The sequence below is a fragment of the Corynebacterium sp. MSK035 genome (assembly GCF_030232615.1).
In the GTDB taxonomy this organism is placed as follows: Bacteria; Actinomycetota; Actinomycetes; order Mycobacteriales; family Mycobacteriaceae; genus Corynebacterium; species Corynebacterium jeikeium_D.
Map to the genome: position 1 here is coordinate 278,228 of NZ_JASPJP010000001.1, position 17,304 is coordinate 295,531.

Genomic DNA, 17,304 nt, shown 5'->3' on the forward strand with positions numbered 1-17,304 from the left:
GGACATTGCGAGGCAGCACCATAAATGGTTGACGTTAGCCCGGAGCGGTTCGATGCGCTTGTCGATGAGGCCATCGACCGCATCCCGACGCAGTTTCTCGATCAGCTCGATCAGGTCATCATCCAGGTCCACCCGTATAACCTCGACGAGCCCACACTGCTGGGACTCTACGAGGGCATTCCTCTGACCGAGCGTTCTAACAACCACTGGGGTCCGCCTGACCAAATCAGCTTGTATCGCGACATGCTCTGCCGCATCAGCCACACCGAAGAGGAGCTGGTGGAGCAGATTCGGGTCACTCTCCTGCATGAAATCGGGCATTATTTCGGCCTCGAGGAGGAGGATCTGGACCGACTCGGCTACGGATAAGTGTGTCCCGCCCTGCGAGGTCTCGTTCCTCTCGGCTTCTTCACGGCAGCTTTCTTCCTTGTAACCTTAATAATCATGAGCGACAACTCGAGCGAGAAGCCAGAAATCAGGGTCGGCGATAGGGAGCGCAACGCTGCCATGGAGCGTCTCGGCAATCATTTCGCTGACGGCTACTTGGATGTCGATGAATTCTCCAAGCGCGCCGAAGCTGCCGCAGTCGCTAAAACCCGCTCCCAACTACAAACACTCTTCGCAGACCTGCCCGCTGAGACATCCCCCGAGAGTTCACAGGGCACCCCGGCTAAACCGCAGCACCAAAGTGTCGATCAAGAGCTGCAGACTCTGATGAAAAAGGGCCGCCAGCTCAACATTGTTGACTCTGCTGCAGGCATCATCGTATGTGTCTCTATCGTTCTGATGTTTGCAACCAATATCGACAACGCATGGCTCGGCTTCATCGTCGCTGCGGCCGTTGCCCTCATCGGGCGCGCCGCACTGAACATCAATGATGACGAAGAAAAACTCCTCAACGAAATCAACGAAGCGGAATCCAAGCGTCGCACGGAACGCCTACGCCTGGCAGCTCAGAAGCGCCGCGAGATTCAGGAAGGCCAGCAATAACGGCCAGCAGTAACGGTCGCCGCCCAGCTGCCTGTCTAAGGCAACTCGCTGTCGCCCCAGCGGCGCACATCCCACGTGCCCGGTTCAATGCCAGCAGGCTTGCCGACGTCCACAGCGCTCGGAACCAGCTCGATTCGCTCAGTATTGGCAATGCGGTGCCGCAGTGCGTATTCCGGATTCACCCCGGTCAGATACTGCCCAATCAGACGAATAGCCGCGCCGTGGCTGACAATGACGACATCCTTGTTGCCGCCCTCCTTCGACTCCTTGGATTCACCACCTGTCGCTCCTGTCTGCTCCAGCAGCTGCTGTATCGTCGGCAGGTAGCGATTCAGCACGTCAGCACCGGATTCACCGCCGGGAAGGCGGTACTCCAGCTCCCCATTGAGCCACTGGTAGAAGGCGCGCATGTACTCCATGTGCGCATCGCGATCATTGCGCCCCTCCAGGTCACCGGCCTGAACCTCGTGGAGGCCACCCTCATGGCGGATGCGAACAGAAGTCTCTCCCAGGTGGTGCAGACTTGCGACCGCGCCTGCGCCAGTCTGGCGGGCACGCAGGGCATGGGATGTGACGATGTCACCGATTCTGTGCACGTCGGGAAGCAAAAGACGTCCCAGACTGCGCGCCTGCCTCACACCGAGGTCGGTGAGCGGTGCGCCCGGCAATGCGGTATCCAGACGGCGGTTGATGTTGCCGGTGGTCTGCCCGTGGCGGATGAAAATGATGCGCTGGGAATCAACCGGCATGACAGATTCAGGGCGGTCTGGGCGGTCATCGAGGAAAGGCAGCTGTCCAACTGGATTTTCGGGCGCGGCGGGTGTCATGTTTTACCTTCGTCCTTCCTTAAGCGCGTCGACCCACTCAATTGACTGGGAAATATCCGGTGGCGGGGTCATAATGCTGCGCCGACCGCCCTCAGCGACTGGCCAAGACCCCAGATAGCGCAAATCTTCGGCGTATTCGTGCAGTGCCGCGAGAGCCGCGGCAACCTGTGCATCATCAACGTGGCCGTTGCAGTCGATGTAGAAGCGGTAGAGGCCGAAAAGCTCGCGTGTCGGCCGTGACTCGATGCGGGTGAGGTTGACCTGTCGCACTGCGAACTCATTCATGGCACGCATTAGTGTGCCGGGCTGATTCGGCAGCGTGAAGGAGACCGAGGTGCGGTCGGCGCCGGTGCGCGGCGTCGGCACGCCGGGGCGCCCCACCAGCAGGAAACGGGTGCGGGCACCGCGCACGTCGGCGACCTCAGTAGCCAGCGCCTCCAACCCGAGCAGTTCACCCGCGCGGGCCGGGGCAGCGCAAGCGTCGCGGGTGCCCTCGGCGACCTGGTGGGCCGCCGCCGCATTGGAGCTGGCCTGGTGAACTTCCACGCCCGGAAGGTTGGCGTCCACCCACTGTTTGACCTGCGGATACGCTACGGGATGTGTCGTAAAAGTACGCACCTGTTCCACCGTCGTACCGGGACGGACCAGGATAGAGAACACCACCCCGACCTCGGTTTCGCGAAAAACCTGCAGCTCTGGCCCAGCGGCGAGGGCATCAAAAGTTGGTGTGACGGGACCGTCCACGCTGCTTTCGATAGCCACGCAGGCAAAGTCCGCTTCCCCTCGTCGCACGGCTCCAAGCGCAGCCGCGGGGCTATCCACCGGCACCGCATTGACCGCGGATTCCCCTGCCGGATCAATCTCGCCGGCACGCGCCATGTCCCACAGCGCCTGCTCGGTGAATGTGCCCGCAGGACCCAAATAAGTAACCGTCGTCATAAGCTCAGATTAGAGGGCTTCTACACTTATTGCATGACCTCTTCTTCCGAGATGCCCGCCCGCGCCCTCACTGAAGCCGTGCGCAGTGGCGCAATCTCGGTATCGGAAATCGTTTCGGAATTCGCCACGCTTGCCGACGACGCCGCGACCTATCCCGCCCGTTTCGGTATTGCCACGTCCTTGGCCGAGCACGCTGTCGACCGCGCGCGCAGCCTCACTGCCGGATCCGAACCCGCCCGGCGCGCTAGCCACGGTCTCCCGCGTGACCTCCTGGGTCTGCCAGTGGCAATCAAGGACCTATTCACCATCGCTGGTGTCGAATGCACGATGGGCTCGACCAACTTGGCTTTCACCGCCACCGAAACCTCGGAACCCGTGGCGAAACTGCTGGCTCGCGGCGCGGTCCTCACGGCGACGACGCATACCTCCGAGGTCGGGATGACGGCCTACACCGAGCCGATTGGCTACACGGCTCCGGAAAACCCCTACTTCGCCGCGCCCAATCAGCTGTCCAATCAGCCGGATACCACGCCACGCACTCCCGGTGGTTCCTCGGGCGGCAGCGCGGTGGCTGTCGCGACTGGTGTCGTTCCCGCAGCTTTGGGCTCTGACGGCGGCGGTTCCATCCGGGTGCCTGCCGCCTGCTGTGGCCTCGTTGGGTTGAAGCCAGCACATGATATTGCGGGTGGAAATCTCTCCACGCCCGCCTTCCTCACTCGCACAGTCGATGACGCAGCACTGCTGGCCGGGGTGCCACTTTCCTCAACCCCGCATGTTTTCCGACGTTCCCAGCGCCCCCTTCGCATCGGTGTCACTGTCAGCCCTTTTCATGCTGAGGTGGACGTCGATAAGCGCTGGGCAAACGGTGCGTGGGCGGCGGCTGACCGTCTTGCCGACGCCGGGTACGACGTGGTGGAAGTGCCCAGCCCCTATGATCCGGCAGGTCCGGACGTGTTCGAGATTTTTCGACGGACCATCACGCGAATGGCCACGAAATTGCCGCGCGCGGACTACTCCGAGATTGTGCAGTGGATTCGAGCCTGTGGCCAGGAGATTTCCGCAGCGGAGGCGACGGCGACACATCAGCAGCGGATGGCTCTGCCCGGCGCGATTCGGTCACGTTGGGAAGTCGATGCGGTGATTACGCCAACGCTGGCGTTTGATCCGCCGCGTATTGGGCATTTCTCTGCGTTGGCGCCGTGGGAGGACTTTGACGAGCAAACCCGGTGGACACCGTGGTTGTCGCTGTGGAATCTGACTGGGTGGGCAAGCGTGTCCGTGCCAATTGCTGTGCCGGGAACTAGCGGCAGCACGCCCAATGCGAAGCTCCCCGCCACCAGCGTCAATATCGGTGCGGTGCGCTGCGGCGAGGCAGAGCTACTGGAGATGGCTAGCGTGCTGGAGGCTGCTAACGCCAACTAGCGCACGTACTTCGCCGCCATTGCCGCTGCCTGTCCGGCGTATCCGCCACCAAATAGCACCGCGTGCATAAGCACGGCGTAGAGCTGATGGAGTTCGCAGCTCTCGGCGAAATCCGGCAGGGGATGTACGGATTCGTAGCCTCGCAAGATCTCGTCAAAGTGCGTTGCCCCGAATAGCGCCAGCAGTGCCAGGTCTTCCTCGCGGGCTCCGCCGTGCGCTGCGGGGTCAATCAAGATCGCGCCGTCTGCATCCCACATGAGGTTTCCCCACCACAGGTCACCGTGGACACGCGCAGCGTCTGGCTCGTTGTCGAAACCTCCAGCCAAGAGCCGGTCAATGAGCTGGTCAAAGATATCTAGCTGACGGTTATTGTAGGAGCTTTCCAACTTTCCCAGTGTGGGCAGCAGACGCCCTTTCGCCCAGTATTCACCGAAGCTCTCCCGTGGAGTCAGGTCCATCTGCAGGGGCTGATCCAGTGGACCGAAGTAGCCGTGCCCCTCCCACCCATCGGGGCCGGCACCCCAGCCAGCAGCGCCCAGATTGTGGGTAATGGCCAACGATTTTCCGAACTCGTACGCTGCCTGTGGATTCGGCGCCGTCGACTCAATTCGACGCAATTTCAGCGCATGCCCGCTCACGCCCAGCACCTCCACTACGCGCGCACCGCCGTCAGCTTCACCCTCGCGCAGCCAACCCAGCCCCGCCGCCTCACAGGCGAAGAAGTCCCGCGGGACACCATGTCGGCTCTTGACATAAACATCCGACTCGTTGACTGCACGTTCGTTGTTCTGGTTCATTGCGGACATATTTCCAGCATATTCTTCTTCGTTCCCAACCCCTTTCAGCACGTCGCATGCAGGGTAACGCCAGCGCTACCAAGACTTGTATTGCTGTCTCGGTTCTCTTAGTCCGCTGTCGTTGCCTATTCTTTATTGGTATGGAAGGCAACTTCGACGACTCGCGCATTGCCCGCGACCGATACGGTAGGCCGCTTAAAGATCGCTATGGCCGCCCCATCTACCGCCGTGTGGACGAGGCGTCGCCGAAGCATGCCCGCCCCCGTGAGGCCGATTCGCGTGGCGCTTCACGACGCCCCATCCCGCCCCGTTCCGACCGCCCATCTAGGGCAGGGGCAGCCCGCCCAGCGCCTATGCCTCCGCGCAGGTCTAGGCCGCAACCGGAACGTCGGCAGGCGCCACTGAACGAAACGCGCATTGAGTCCCGTCCACCGGTGAACCGGGCCGGTAGCGGACGCGCTGGCAGCGATCCGCGGTTTCCCCCGCCCGGATATAACCCGGATGCGGATTTCCAATCTTCCTCGCACGGCTCGTCACAGGACTACTACAGTGCCCCACAAGCAGCGAGTTCTGGCCGTGGTGGACGCCGTGGCAGTCGTGGCGGCGCCGGCGTCAGGTCTGGGTTCCGCATGCCACGCTTGCGACTGCCACGCTTGCGCTTTAAATCCATCATCCTGCTTCTCGTCATCTTCCTTGTCGTCACAATGGCACTTGTCGACATCCGCCTGACCAGGGTCGATGCGTTCTCCGGTCTGGCAGATCGCCCTGCCAATACGATGTCCTCCAACTGGTTGCTTGTCGGTTCGGACTCTCGTACGGGCTTGTCAGAGGAAGATGCCGCCAAGCTGTCGACGGGCAGTGGTGATTTCGGCCAGCGCACCGACACCATCATGATTGCCCACATTCCGGTGCTCGGTAAGCCGAAGTTGGTCAGTATCCCGCGTGACTCCTTCGTGGATATCCCGGGCAATGACAAGAACAAGATCAATGCGGCATTCGCATTTGGTGGCCCCCAGCTACTCATCGACACTGTAGAGAAAAACACTGGAATTCACATCGACCACTACGCCGAAATTGGCTTTGGCGGTTTCGCCGGTGTCGTCGACGCTGTCGGTGGTATCGAGATGTGCCCTGAAGAAGCCATCGACGATCCGCTGGCAGGCCTGAATATCCAGGCCGGTTGCCAGAAATTCGACGGCGCGGGCGCCCTGGGTTACGTGCGCACGCGTGCTACCGCCCAGGGAGACTTGGACCGCGTAGAGCGGCAGCGTGAATTCATGAGTGCGCTGATGGGACGGCTGAAATCACCTGCGGTATGGCTCAACCCCTACCGCTGGATTCGCCTGGCCAATGCTGGCACTAAGGCCGTGTTCGTCGGCGATGGTGACCATGTCTGGCATCTGACCTGGCTGATGTTGCGCATGCTCTTCGGTTCCGATTCCCTTACCGTGCCTACCTCAGGCGCCATGGATACCGGTTATGCGGGCAATGTGCTGCTCTGGGACGAAGTCGAAGCGCCAGCACTTTTTGCGGAGCTGAGATAGCCAAGAGGGCAGCTAAAACAGCTTCGGATAGCTTTCGAGACAACTAACGCGTGTGACTTAGCATTTTGCTGAGCCACACGCGTTAGTTCTTAAACCAGCTACGCCTAGTTCCGAATGGTCACCTGACGGGACACGATGGTCTCACGGGACTTGCGCTCTTCGGCGGTCAGCGGCTCTTCGCTGGCCAGCGCCTCAGCGATACGCTTGTCGGCCTCTTCCACGGCAGCAATCCAGTGGTCGTGCGGCTTGGTGTTATCCAGGTCCCAGACCGGCACCAGCAGGCCATCGGTGCGGAAGACACCAGCGAACTTAGTGCCCTCTCCCAGCGAAAGGTTGTCCGCAGCGTGCACGCGTGCCAAGGCGTCCAGCAGTGGCTTCTCATCTTCACGGCGCACCCAGCGGATGTGAGCGCGCTCGCCCGGATCAATCCACCACACAGCGCCAGCGACCTTCGCGTCCAGGCGGTATGACGGGAGAATCGCGTCGTTAGCCACGGCCAGGTTCTGCTCGATCATCGGGGTGCGTTCAATGCCCTTGGGAATCCACCACTCGAAGTCCTGGTGGACCTCCATGTTGTCGAGATCCACGGCGGTCAGGACGTCGGTAAGCGGTGCAGCCTCGCCGTCAGTAGCGGCGGAGAGCTGCTGACCCGACTCTGCGTCGCGAGCCCACGCCAGCGCACGGGAGAGATCCGCAGCGCCGTCATTGGTGCGAGCCTGCGTCTGCAGCGCGACGAAAGCCTCATTGCCCTGGTCAGCGGCACGCGTCAGTGCGGCTACGCCACCCGGCAGCACGGTGCAGACCTTGATGTCACGCTCAGCGTCAGCGACCGTGACCGGAATGACCACAGCCGGTGCGAACTCGCGGACAGCCACGATGTCAGCCTCTTCGTCGAAGTCCTTGAACGGACGCGGATTGCCCAGCAACGCTGCACGCTCAGCAGCGCGGGCTGCCAGCTTCGCCTGACGGCGGCTCATGCCCTCCGGGGCCTGATTATTCTTCTTACGAGATTTCTTTCCCACAAGGCCACAGAATACCTATTCGCAGTCCGTAATTCGCGACTGCCTGGGCTACTTATAAAAATCGTCGACGAATTCGCTCGCCGTTCCTTCGAAAAGCTGCTTGTCGACGGCCAACGCGCCCGCCTCCCCCTGTTCATCGGTAGCTTCGCTGGGGATGAAGCCCTTGGACCAAAAACCGGGCTGGGTGCGCTCGCGACCTGCCCCAACGGGAATGTTGCGATGCACTTCCTCGGGAGCCAACACGTAGCGGAGTAGCCGCGCCGTAAGGGCAGTTGTCACACAAGCTAAAACAGTGATGATTCCGGCCTGGAAGTACGTCCTGGACACGTCGGCAGCGATAAACCAACCCGTTGCAAGGGGCCACAAAACGCAGGCCAGATACCAGATAAAGCGACCTGGCCCCATTACGGCAGTGACTCCTGTTTCAGCCAACGCGACCACGGGCCCCGTGATGTTGCGCACTGGCCACATGTGCATCGTGCGCACATCCGTTGCCGTGCGCGACAGCAGTGGGCGGGCATACGTTGCGCGGTCACGCAGCACCTGGAGGGTCTTGTAGACCGAAAAACCCAGCCCAATGAGGGAAACCATTCCGCAGAGACCGAAAGCCCATGCTCCCAGTTCGCCGAGGAGGGAAACCACCAGATCCTGACCTGGACTCAGAATGCTCATCCAGATGAATACGGTAAATGCGGCGAATACGCCAGCGCCGCTCATTGCCCATCGAAAGACACTGTCCGCACGCTTGCGAACAATCTCATCGGCCTTCCAGCGCGGCGTCGCACCTGTGATGGCCGAATCCGAGACAGTCGGCTGCCAGCTCTGCTGCGGTGGCAGCACCACCTGAGGTGGGGACTGCTGTGGCTGCTGTTTTGGAGACTGCGGCGGCACAGCCCACCCCGCGTTTTCTGCCTGTTCATTAGACATTTTCCGCAGGGCTCCTCTCGTACGCGCGGCCGGCTTCTTCCGCAGTCTTTTCTCCCACGGTGTTTTTAAGTGCGCTCCCCCTAACCTACCTAAACTAGCCCGGCCCCTACCCCAGCCACTAGTCCGACCAGCTGCGAATCTTCCGCAGCATGATGCGGCTCTTACGCTGCGAACGTCCCATCTTCCGGGCCAGGTTGTTCAAAATCGCGATGGCCTCGGTAATGTGCGGCCCCTTGTTCAGCATCACGCACTCGGCACGCAGGGCGAAGGCCGCATCGGTAATCTCCGCGCGGGACGGCAGGCCGGCCTTGGCCATGTTCTCCAGCACCTGAGTACCCAGAATGGTCGGCACACCGGCTGCCTGCGCCAGCGTCAGAATCTGGCCTGGGACCTCACCCATACGGTCGAAGCCCAGCTCCACAGCCAGGTCACCACGAGCAATCATCAGACCGGACTTGGCGCGCTTCATGCTGGCGATGATGATTCCCGGCAGATTCTGGAATGCCGGAATAGTCTCAATCTTCAGCACAACACCCAGGTTCCGAGCCTTCGACGCCAGGTCCTCGCGGCCCGCAGCCTCATGTTCCGCCGCAATCTCATCGAGCACCTTGTAAACGTACTCAGCATCCCCCTGCGTGCGAATAAAGCTCACCGCAGCAATATCCGCATGCTCCACCACAAAGCGCAGGTGCTCAATGTCTTCGTCGGTAAGCGAATTGAGTGGCAGGTCGGTGTTCGGCAGATTGATGCCCTTATGCGCCGCCAGCGGCTGACCATTCGGCTTCGTACGCAGGACACGCAGCCGGGCATCGACGTGACTATCTTCGCTTGACGACGTCTCGGAGACCTCAACCACCTCAGCGCCAAGTGCACCGTCGTCGAAAAGTACCGGATCGCCCGGTTTCAGAGCTGCCACGGCAGACGGCAGCGAGCAGGAGACACGAGGAATCTCGTCATTTGTGCGTGGAATGGTGGTGATTTCCTCGCCGCTGGTGAGAATAAACTCATCACCGGTGTAGAAGCGCAGCTTTTGCACGGTCGGTGGCACACCACCAGCGCGCGTGACCTCGTAGTTGCTGCGCAGGTGTGTGCCCTCGGCAATCCAGGCGTTCTTTTCGCCCTCGGCGAGGACAGCCTCGACCTCGCCCTCGGAGTCGGTGTCGATGCGCACAACAGTGAAGTGACGCTTCGCCGAGCGGGAGTCATGCAGCGTAATGACATCGTCAAGCTGCAGCTGTTCCAACCACCCCTGATCTGCTTCCAACGGCAGTGCGGGACGCCCCGGCAAATCGCTCGGAGCTGGCTTGGGGTGCTCATCCAGTCGCGGAGTCAGCCAAATCTTGGACTTGGAGATGACCGTGCCAGCGTCGTCACGCACAACACGGGCGCGCCCCACACGCGGCCCCGGTTCGATATCGCCCGTGCGCAGCTTCGGACCAGCCAGATCCATGGACACGAAGATGCGGCGACCGGCCTTCTCAGCTGCAGCATTGACGTTGTCAATCATGCGGCTCCACTGCTCAGGTCCGTCGTGGGCGCAGTTGATGCGAGCGAGATCCATGCCAGCGGCAGCGAAGCTCTCCACCAACTCTGCATCGTCGGCGGCCTCGGCGGGCAGGGTCACCATAATGTGCGAAGTGACATCCGCGCGCTCCTGACCGAACAGCTCGGTGGCGTTGTTATCCAGGGCAATATCCGCGCGCTCATCGTCGGCAATAATGCGGGCGACATCGATGTCTGAGGTGCGCCCCGCCAGCGCCAACAGCGCGTTGAGAGCGAGCTCAAGGCGCCCCCGGGTGAAAGTCTCCACCGTGGTCAGACTGGTCACGCCGAGGTCGTGCAAGCTGTTTTGCAGCTCACGGATGTCAATTGTGCGCAGGTGTGCGTAGTGCAGCAGGTTTTCCGCGTGCCGACGGCGCTCTTCCGGCACCTCTGCGAGCAGTGCAGAAGCCTCCACCGAGACGTCGTCCAACTCTGTGATCAGATCAGTGACCTTGCTGATGAGGTCATCCAGACGCGGTACGGCCGCGCCGCTTTCAGTGTTGTCAGTTGCTGTGTCTTGAGGGCTCTGCGCTGCCATAGAGAAGGCACTCCTGTGTTGAAGACGAAGCGTTGGCCAGAGTCGGCCACGCGGGCCAATAGAAGGTGGGCATTCTCATTCTCAAATGAGACGGCCGAAAGCGCATGTCGAGAAGACATCTACTCTCGCTACCAGCAGTTACTTCCAGAATGGATCCTGCACATCTCGGAGCGTCTGAATGGACTTGTCCAGCTGCTTCTTTTCGTATTCGTCCAGCTCAAGCTCGATAACGCGGCGAATTCCTCGACGGTTCACAATGGCTGGTGTTCCGATGAACACGTCCTCATGACCGTATTCACCTTGCAAGTATGCGGAGACCGGCAGAGCTACCTCTTGGTTCTGGAAAATGGCGCGCGTAATGCGGGCCAGCCCCATACCGATTCCGTAGGAAGTGGAGCCCTTGGCATCGATAATCTCGTAGGCGGCATCACGGGTTCGGATGAAGATGTCCTCCAGCTCGTCGTGAAGCGCGGGGTCGGCGGCGAGGCGCTTGGACAGACTGACGCCTGCAACGTTGGCGCTGGACAACACCGGCAGCTCGGAGTCGCCGTGTTCACCAATGATGTATGCGTGCACGCTCATCGGGGAAACATCGTAGTATTCACCCAGCATGTAACGGAAACGTGCGGTGTCCAGGATGGTGCCGGAGCCGAAGACACGGTTGTGTGGCAGCCCGGAGTACTTCCACGCGGCGTATGTGAGTACGTCGACGGGGTTGGAGGCGATCAGTAGGAGCCCATCAAAACCGCTGGCCATGACGGAATCGACGATGGACTTCATAATTTTCATGTTCTTGTCCACCAGCTGTAGGCGAGTCTCGCCGGGCTTTTGTGCTGCGCCTGCACAGATGACTACCAGCGCGGCATCGTCACAGTCGGCGTACGTGCCCTGAGTGACTTTGGTGCGCGACGACGCCCACACGACGCCATGGTTTAAGTCCATGACGTTGCCCATCGTCTTCTTTTCGTCGATGTCAATGATTGCCAAATGGTCGACAGTGCCTTGGTTGACCAGTGAGTACGCATATGCCACGCCGACGTCGCCAGCGCCGATCAGCACGACCTTATTTCCTGTGGATAGCTTCATAGCCCTCGGATCCTTCTCAACCGATTCGGAAAACGTTGCGACACCCCACAGGCTACGCTTTGTGCGGAAAACTGGCGCGAGATGAATAAACCCCGTGGAAAAAATTTTGCCATGATGGGAGTTATGGGATTCCTGCGTCGCGCATTTACTTCGATTGCGCCCTCGATTGCGTCTACGGGCAACACACCTGTAGCTCAGCCAATCGAAACCACCAGGACAGTGCGAGCTGCACGAGCAGCGCGAACGGGAATTACAGGAGTCGCTGGCACAGCTGGCATGGCCAAAGCGCTGGGCGCAGTCGGCACCGGCAGTCTGATGGCGACCAAAGTCTTTCGCGAACGTCTCCTAGGTACCGGCCCTGGCACTATCCGCAGCGCACTGCGAGCGGGCATTCCCTCCAACCCCGGTCTAATTGGTGCAGAAATTGCGTCATGGGCTGCCTTTAGCCCCTCGCTGATGCCGCGTACTCGGATCGCCACCGTTACTGTGACCTTCCTGGCACAGCTGGCGGGCCATGTCACCGGGGTGGCTATCGGCTATGGCTACAACACGACGATGCGGCGTCTGGCCAGCACTCCGCTCAGCCGCTTTGCGCCGGCACCTCGACACGAGCGCGCACTGGCCGTGACCTGGCATGTTGCCACCACGGCCACCACCGCGGCGCTGTGGCTGCGCTCCATTTCCCAGCAGCGCGAAATTGGCCGCCTGGTGGGCAAGGATGAGCAGGAATCCGCACGCAGCCAGTTCGCCTCCACAATGATTGCCAGTGGTCTCTACCTGACCACTCGGGGGCTCTCCGCGCTGGCCAATCGCGGCTATGACTTACTGCGGGACAACCTCCGCCCCTGGCTGCCGCGCGGTCTCGCCCCGGTTCTCAGCGGTGCCATCGTCGGTGGTGCCGTGGCCGCCAGCATTGATCGACTGCTTATCCGTCGGACTTTGGAGTCCATCGCCAAGAAGTCCCGATACCTGAATACCCTGGTAGTTCCAGGCCGCATGCAGCCCTGGGAGCCGGAACGTTCCGGGAGTCCATGGTCTTTGGAGCCGTGGTACGCACTCGGCGCCGAGGGGCGCGTCTTCGTCGCCGAAGGCCCCCGTGCCCGAGATTTGGCGGTGGTCACTGGCAAGCCGCTCTCCGAACTGCAGGAACCCATCCGCATTTATGCGGGCAAGGTGCCAGGTCGTTCTCTGCGGGAACAGGCGGAGCTCATCATCCGCGAGATGCACCGCACCGGCGCGTTTCGGCGCGATCATCTGGTTGTCTTCACCACCACCGGCACCGGTTGGGTGCCACCGTGGTCGGCGCAGGCTGCAGAGTTCTTGACCCTTGGCAACTGCGCCACTGTCGCTCTGCAGTACTCTGACCTCCCCTCCCCAGTGGCATGGCTAACGGACCACGAAACCCCAATCGCGGCTGGCCACACCCTTATCCATCGGGTGTTGCAGGAAGTCGACAAGATGCCGGAGAACGACCGGCCAAAGGTCTACGTCGCCGGTGAATCCCTCGGCGGGTTTGGCGGTCTCGGCGCATTCGAGAATTCCGCTGACATGCTCGCACGCGTCGACGGTGCTGTCTGGACGGGCGCACCACAGTTCTCCGCGATGTGGAAAGAGCTGACGCACCGTCGGACAAAGGGGTCTCCGGAAATCGCTCCAGTCATCGACGAGGGGCGAAACATCCGCTTCGCTACGCGCCCCGACGAGCTGTACCACTCCTTCTATGGCACCAAGTTCGGGCCGTGGGAATTCCCGCGCGTCGCATTCCTGCAGCATGCCTCTGACCCCATCGTTTGGTGGGATTACCCACTGGCCTGGCGCCGCCCCGACTGGCTTGCAGAGCGCGTCGGCCGCGATGTTCTCCCCTCCATGCGCTGGCATCCGTTCGTCACCTTCTGGCAGGTGCTTATCGACGGCCTCGCCTCCGTCACCGTCCCCGGTGGTCACGGCCACCGGTACGAGGAAGAAATGTTGCCAACGTGGGCTTCCATCCTCGACATTCCGCTTGACGACGACCTGGGTGGCGCAGCCGGAATGCGCTTCAAGCGCGTGAGTAAGTGGATTCGCCGCACTCAGCCGCCGCGTTCATAAACTTGTGACAGATATCCCTGAACAGCATTTTTTATGAATTTCGCATTAATTGTATTGCTTAAATGGTTGCGCATCCACTCATCTTGAGTACCATCGACGGCACAACCTAAAAACGTGTTGAGGAGGAATTTTCCTAATGACTAAGTACGAACTTCCTGAGCTGGATTACGCTTACGACGCTCTGGAGCCGCACATCTCCGGCGAGATTATGGAGCTGCACCACAGCAAGCACCACGCTAATTACGTCAACGGCGCCAACGCTGCTCTGGAGAAGCTCGCTGCTGCTCGCGAGTCCGGCGACTTCGCAGCTGTTACCGGCCTGTCCAAGGACCTGGCCTTTAACCTGGGTGGCCACACCAACCACTCCCTGTTCTGGAAGCTGCTGTCCCCGAACGGTGGCGGCCAGCCGACCGGTGAGCTGGCTGAGGCTATCGAGCGCGACTTCGGCTCTTTCGAGAAGTTCCAGGCTCACTTCAACGCTGCTGCTCTGGGCCTGCAGGGCTCCGGCTGGGCTGTTCTGGGTTACGACACCATTGCAGAGCGCCTGGTTATTGAGCAGATGACGGATCAGCAGGGCAACCTGTCCATCAACCTGAAGCCGGTTCTGCTGCTGGATATGTGGGAGCACGCTTTCTACCTGCAGTACAAGAACGTCAAGGCTGACTACGTCAAGGCTGTCTGGAACGTCTTCAACTGGGATTACGCTGCAGAGCTGTTCGCAGCTGCCAAGTAATTTCAGCTAACAGCGCGCGGCTTTTTACGCGTCCCTGCCGCGCGCTAAAGATGGCTTACCGGCTCGCTGACGGGGCTTACCCTCAGCGGGTCGGTTTTTTGTGTCTTGTTTGAGACCACTTTTGGTATTTCCCGGGCGGCACACGTAGCCGTCGTTTAGCGTTAGTGCCCATGAACACCAGCAACAATGTCAACGTCGCCTATGAATACCTCGCCGTAGCTGATTCAGAGGCGGCGAAAATCGCTGTCGTCAGTTTGGACCGCGGAGACAAACTCAACGGTCTAACACTTGAGATGCTGACCGAGCTGTCCGCCGTCGCCCGGAAACTGGCAGCTGACCGTGATCTGCGTGGCGTAATCCTACGTGGCGAGGGCAAATCGTTTTGCGCTGGACTCGATTTCGCCTCGGCATTTAAGAAGCCCTCACGCATCCTGCGCTCATTCGTCCCCGATATCCACGGCACAAACCTGTTCCAGCGCGCCTGCTGGGACTGGCGAGGCCTGCCGGTGCCGGTCATTGCGGCGGTGCATGGGCACTGCTACGGCGGTGGTCTACAGATTGCACTAGGTGCTGATTTCCGCATTACTACGAGCGATGCCAAGTGGTCAATCCTCGAAGCGAAGTGGGGACTGATTCCGGATATGTCCGGTATGCGAACCATCCTCGATGAGGTCAGCGCCGATACTGCACGTTGGCTGACCATGTCTGGCGAAGAACTCAACGGCAAGGAAGCAACTGAGATCGGTCTGGCGACGTGGGCCGTGGACACGGAGGACGCTGCACTCAAGCTGTCCAAGGAGAAGTTGGCACAGCTGGCGACACGCTCGCCGGATCAGCTGGCGGCGACGAAGCGGCTTTTCCGCGATGTGCACCGCTCTCCTCGCGCAACATTCCGTGCCGAGCGCACACAGCAGCTGCTGCTGTTAGCCCGCAAGAACACGGCCATTATTCGCAATGCTGCGATGAAGAAGGTCTCACCTAAGTTCGCCCGGCGCGGCACGTGGGCGCGTGGTTAGCGCGCTAAGGAACCGGCAGGTCATCCCCATGCGGCAGGTCCGCGGCCGCGCGCTGTGAATCCAGCCAGTCGCGGACGTGGGCTACCGATCGGCAGTCATCGCCGTTGTAGCGCAGCAGCATGGCGCGAGCCTCGGCTTGCGTGAGCTTTTCAAAGGACTGTTCCGAGACAAAGTCAAGGTCAGTGGCCGTCGCAATGCGATACAGATCCAGCGATGCCTCGCCGTCAACATCGGCGTCGCGCCAGTGGAAGCCCGACCACGGGGCCACGACTTTAAGCCCCATGCCGACGGTGGAGAGGATCTGGCGACGGGCGACCTTCAGCATGTCCACCCAGTCCTCCGAGGCAATGAACTTGTCCACTTCTTCGCGGGTCGGCACCCGCACAATCTTTGTCGGGCCAGCTGCCTCGGAACTGGAACCAGCCGCATCGCCTGTAGCCAGCTCCGCCGAATCTGCGGGCACCACAAATTCCTGGCCGCCGAACCGGGTGGCGCTCTGACGCAGCCAATAGTTCTCACCCTCTGCCGCCCAGCAATAGGCGCGGAAGGTCTTGCCTTGTTCATGCGCCGCATTTCGACGACGCATCAGGTAATCCCAGAAAATCGCAAAGTTCCTGGCCTCTGCCGTGCCACCGAGCCCTTCTGGCCCCGGTGGCTCCCAGGTGATAAACCCGCGGTAGTCCTCCCCAGGCACCCACGTTCCCCACAGGTAGGCGCCATCGTTGGGGTACGCCTCCATATCGATATCCATCTCAATATCGCCACGCGTGGCCGATGTCTTAGCGGCTACCCGGAGCGCGTCGACGTCGGCAAGCCGCGCCCTCGCCATCCACACCTGCTCCTTGCTGACGTGCGGAGTGTTGGTACTGGCCTGCGCCAGTGCCGTGACTGTGTCGATGCCCACACTGCGCAACCGCATGGACTTATCGCCAGGTAGGAGGAGGGAAATGTCGTCACTTGCGGTCAGCTCATCGAAGCAACGGTCGTGGTGATGGCAGGTTCGGCACTCCCGGATGCGCCGTGGCGCCAGCGGCCAGGTCCCTGGCGTAAACCGTGACGGTCGCCCCTGAGTGGCAGCGACGGCATCACGCGCGTCGCGCAACGCCATCCGGTACGAGGCGACGCGCGAGCCCTCATCAGCAATGACGATATGCCGTGTATCCAGGTTCATTCCGGTGGCACTAATCGCCCCCACCAGACCACAGGACACGCCCAGCCGGTGCAGCATCGCCGCCGCCTGCCCCAGCTTCACAGCATCGGGTCCGTAATGCCGTAGCTTCCACTCATCCGTGACAACCATCGCCTGACGCAGGGTCCGACCCATCACGCCATCACGCCCGAGCCGGTCAACGCCCAGCAGTCGCACCTGCATCGCCGCCGCACGCGCCGCATTGCTTGACGACGGCTTACGCCGCCGGCCCTGTTTGCGCGCAGAGAGCAGGTGCCGTGTGACAACCAGGACCGGCATGTACGTCGGTGAGGTCGTCTGCGGTGAATCATCGACCTTGACCAACAGATCAGGGTGGCAAATCTCGTCGATTCCCGAGTACACCCCGCCGGGAATCGGGCGCTCATGCATGAGCACGCCACCGGCGATGACGCTTTCTCCACGGGCGATGGCCTCAAGGGTATCCAGGTGAGCGTCCGGCCCCGAGGCCACTGTGTACAGGCCGGGGATGGACGCGATGGACGTCGGCAAGCGGTGCTCGTGGTGAGAAGCAGGTTCGACTAGCCGCCCCTCGCGCAGGTCGAGGCTCAGCCGGTAGCGGCAGCCGATGAGGTCGCTCGCGTGGAGAAGCGGGCGCGAAACGGATGAATCAGTCACAATGAGAA

The 17,304-nt window shown here is 61.1% G+C and carries 15 protein-coding genes; 7 read left to right on the top strand and 8 right to left on the bottom strand.

The genetic code is table 11. The annotated features are described in order from the left end of the window. Nucleotides 1-24 precede the first annotated feature (24 nt). Both QP978_RS01185 and QP978_RS01190 read left to right on the top strand, forming a co-directional pair. Entirely contained in the window at nt 25-369 is a 345-nt protein-coding gene (locus tag QP978_RS01185; RefSeq protein WP_016421667.1) for a metallopeptidase family protein, read from the top strand. Between the two features lie 75 nt (nt 370-444). Beyond that, on the top strand, nt 445-990 hold the full coding sequence (locus QP978_RS01190) for a DUF1707 SHOCT-like domain-containing protein (RefSeq protein ID WP_069359729.1): 546 nt from the start codon (nt 445-447) through the stop codon (nt 988-990). 35 nt (nt 991-1,025) lie between these two features. Here QP978_RS01190 and QP978_RS01195 read toward each other — a convergent pair whose 3' ends face one another. Continuing rightward, a complete protein-coding gene (locus QP978_RS01195) occupies nt 1,026-1,817 on the bottom strand; it encodes a histidine phosphatase family protein (RefSeq protein WP_070652835.1) in 792 nt (263 codons plus the stop codon). Between the two features lie 3 nt (nt 1,818-1,820). Then, nucleotides 1,821-2,756: a prephenate dehydratase gene (gene pheA / locus QP978_RS01200; RefSeq protein WP_049190938.1), complete on the bottom strand. Its 936-nt coding sequence runs from the start codon at nt 2,754-2,756 to the stop codon at nt 1,821-1,823. Nucleotides 2,757-2,789: 33 nt separating this feature from the next. On the opposite strand from pheA, the gene QP978_RS01205 reads away from it, so the two are divergent. Then, nucleotides 2,790-4,178, top strand: a complete 1,389-nt coding sequence (locus tag QP978_RS01205) for an amidase (RefSeq protein ID WP_070767082.1) — start codon at nt 2,790-2,792, stop codon at nt 4,176-4,178. On the opposite strand, the gene QP978_RS01210 is transcribed toward QP978_RS01205, so the two are convergent. Beyond that, a complete protein-coding gene (locus QP978_RS01210; RefSeq protein WP_284856750.1) occupies nt 4,175-4,984 on the bottom strand; it encodes a fructosamine kinase family protein in 810 nt (269 codons plus the stop codon). The two genes, QP978_RS01205 and QP978_RS01210, sit on opposite strands and share 4 nt — an antisense overlap. A gap of 131 nt (nt 4,985-5,115) precedes the next feature. Between QP978_RS01210 and QP978_RS01215 the strand changes: the two genes are divergently transcribed. After that, nucleotides 5,116-6,519: an LCP family protein gene (locus QP978_RS01215; protein ID WP_306295205.1), complete on the top strand. Its 1,404-nt coding sequence runs from the start codon at nt 5,116-5,118 to the stop codon at nt 6,517-6,519. A 104-nt stretch (nt 6,520-6,623) separates the two neighbouring features. Here QP978_RS01215 and QP978_RS01220 read toward each other — a convergent pair whose 3' ends face one another. The 4 genes from QP978_RS01220 to QP978_RS01235 form a co-directional block, all read right to left on the bottom strand. Further along, nucleotides 6,624-7,541 (bottom strand): DUF5926 family protein, encoded by a 918-nt coding sequence (locus QP978_RS01220; protein WP_069359723.1) that lies wholly within the window; start codon nt 7,539-7,541, stop codon nt 6,624-6,626. Nucleotides 7,542-7,589: 48 nt separating this feature from the next. After that, nucleotides 7,590-8,468, bottom strand: coding sequence for a hypothetical protein (locus QP978_RS01225; RefSeq protein ID WP_049190927.1), 879 nt, complete (start codon nt 8,466-8,468; stop codon nt 7,590-7,592). A 118-nt stretch (nt 8,469-8,586) separates the two neighbouring features. Then, nucleotides 8,587-10,548, bottom strand: a complete 1,962-nt coding sequence (locus tag QP978_RS01230; protein WP_083296869.1) for a pyruvate kinase — start codon at nt 10,546-10,548, stop codon at nt 8,587-8,589. Between the two features lie 138 nt (nt 10,549-10,686). Next, the gene (locus tag QP978_RS01235) at nt 10,687-11,634 is read right to left on the bottom strand and encodes an L-lactate dehydrogenase (protein ID WP_016421677.1); all 948 of its coding nucleotides are present in this window, start codon (nt 11,632-11,634) and stop codon (nt 10,687-10,689) included. A 111-nt stretch (nt 11,635-11,745) separates the two neighbouring features. Here QP978_RS01235 and QP978_RS01240 point away from each other — a divergent pair, with 111 nt between their 5' ends. The 3 genes from QP978_RS01240 (at nt 11,746) to QP978_RS01250 (ending at nt 15,471) form a co-directional block, all read left to right on the top strand. Next, the gene (locus QP978_RS01240; RefSeq protein ID WP_049193127.1) at nt 11,746-13,722 is read left to right on the top strand and encodes an alpha/beta-hydrolase family protein; all 1,977 of its coding nucleotides are present in this window, start codon (nt 11,746-11,748) and stop codon (nt 13,720-13,722) included. A gap of 136 nt (nt 13,723-13,858) precedes the next feature. Further along, on the top strand, nt 13,859-14,455 hold the full coding sequence (locus tag QP978_RS01245; protein WP_005510435.1) for a superoxide dismutase: 597 nt from the start codon (nt 13,859-13,861) through the stop codon (nt 14,453-14,455). 170 nt (nt 14,456-14,625) lie between these two features. Beyond that, nucleotides 14,626-15,471: a crotonase/enoyl-CoA hydratase family protein gene (locus QP978_RS01250; protein WP_069359720.1), complete on the top strand. Its 846-nt coding sequence runs from the start codon at nt 14,626-14,628 to the stop codon at nt 15,469-15,471. A gap of 4 nt (nt 15,472-15,475) precedes the next feature. Here the strand turns inward: QP978_RS01250 and QP978_RS01255 are convergent, their stop codons facing one another. After that, nucleotides 15,476-17,296 (bottom strand): ribonuclease H-like domain-containing protein, encoded by a 1,821-nt coding sequence (locus QP978_RS01255; protein WP_070595665.1) that lies wholly within the window; start codon nt 17,294-17,296, stop codon nt 15,476-15,478. Between the last annotated feature and the right edge of the window lie 8 nt (nt 17,297-17,304).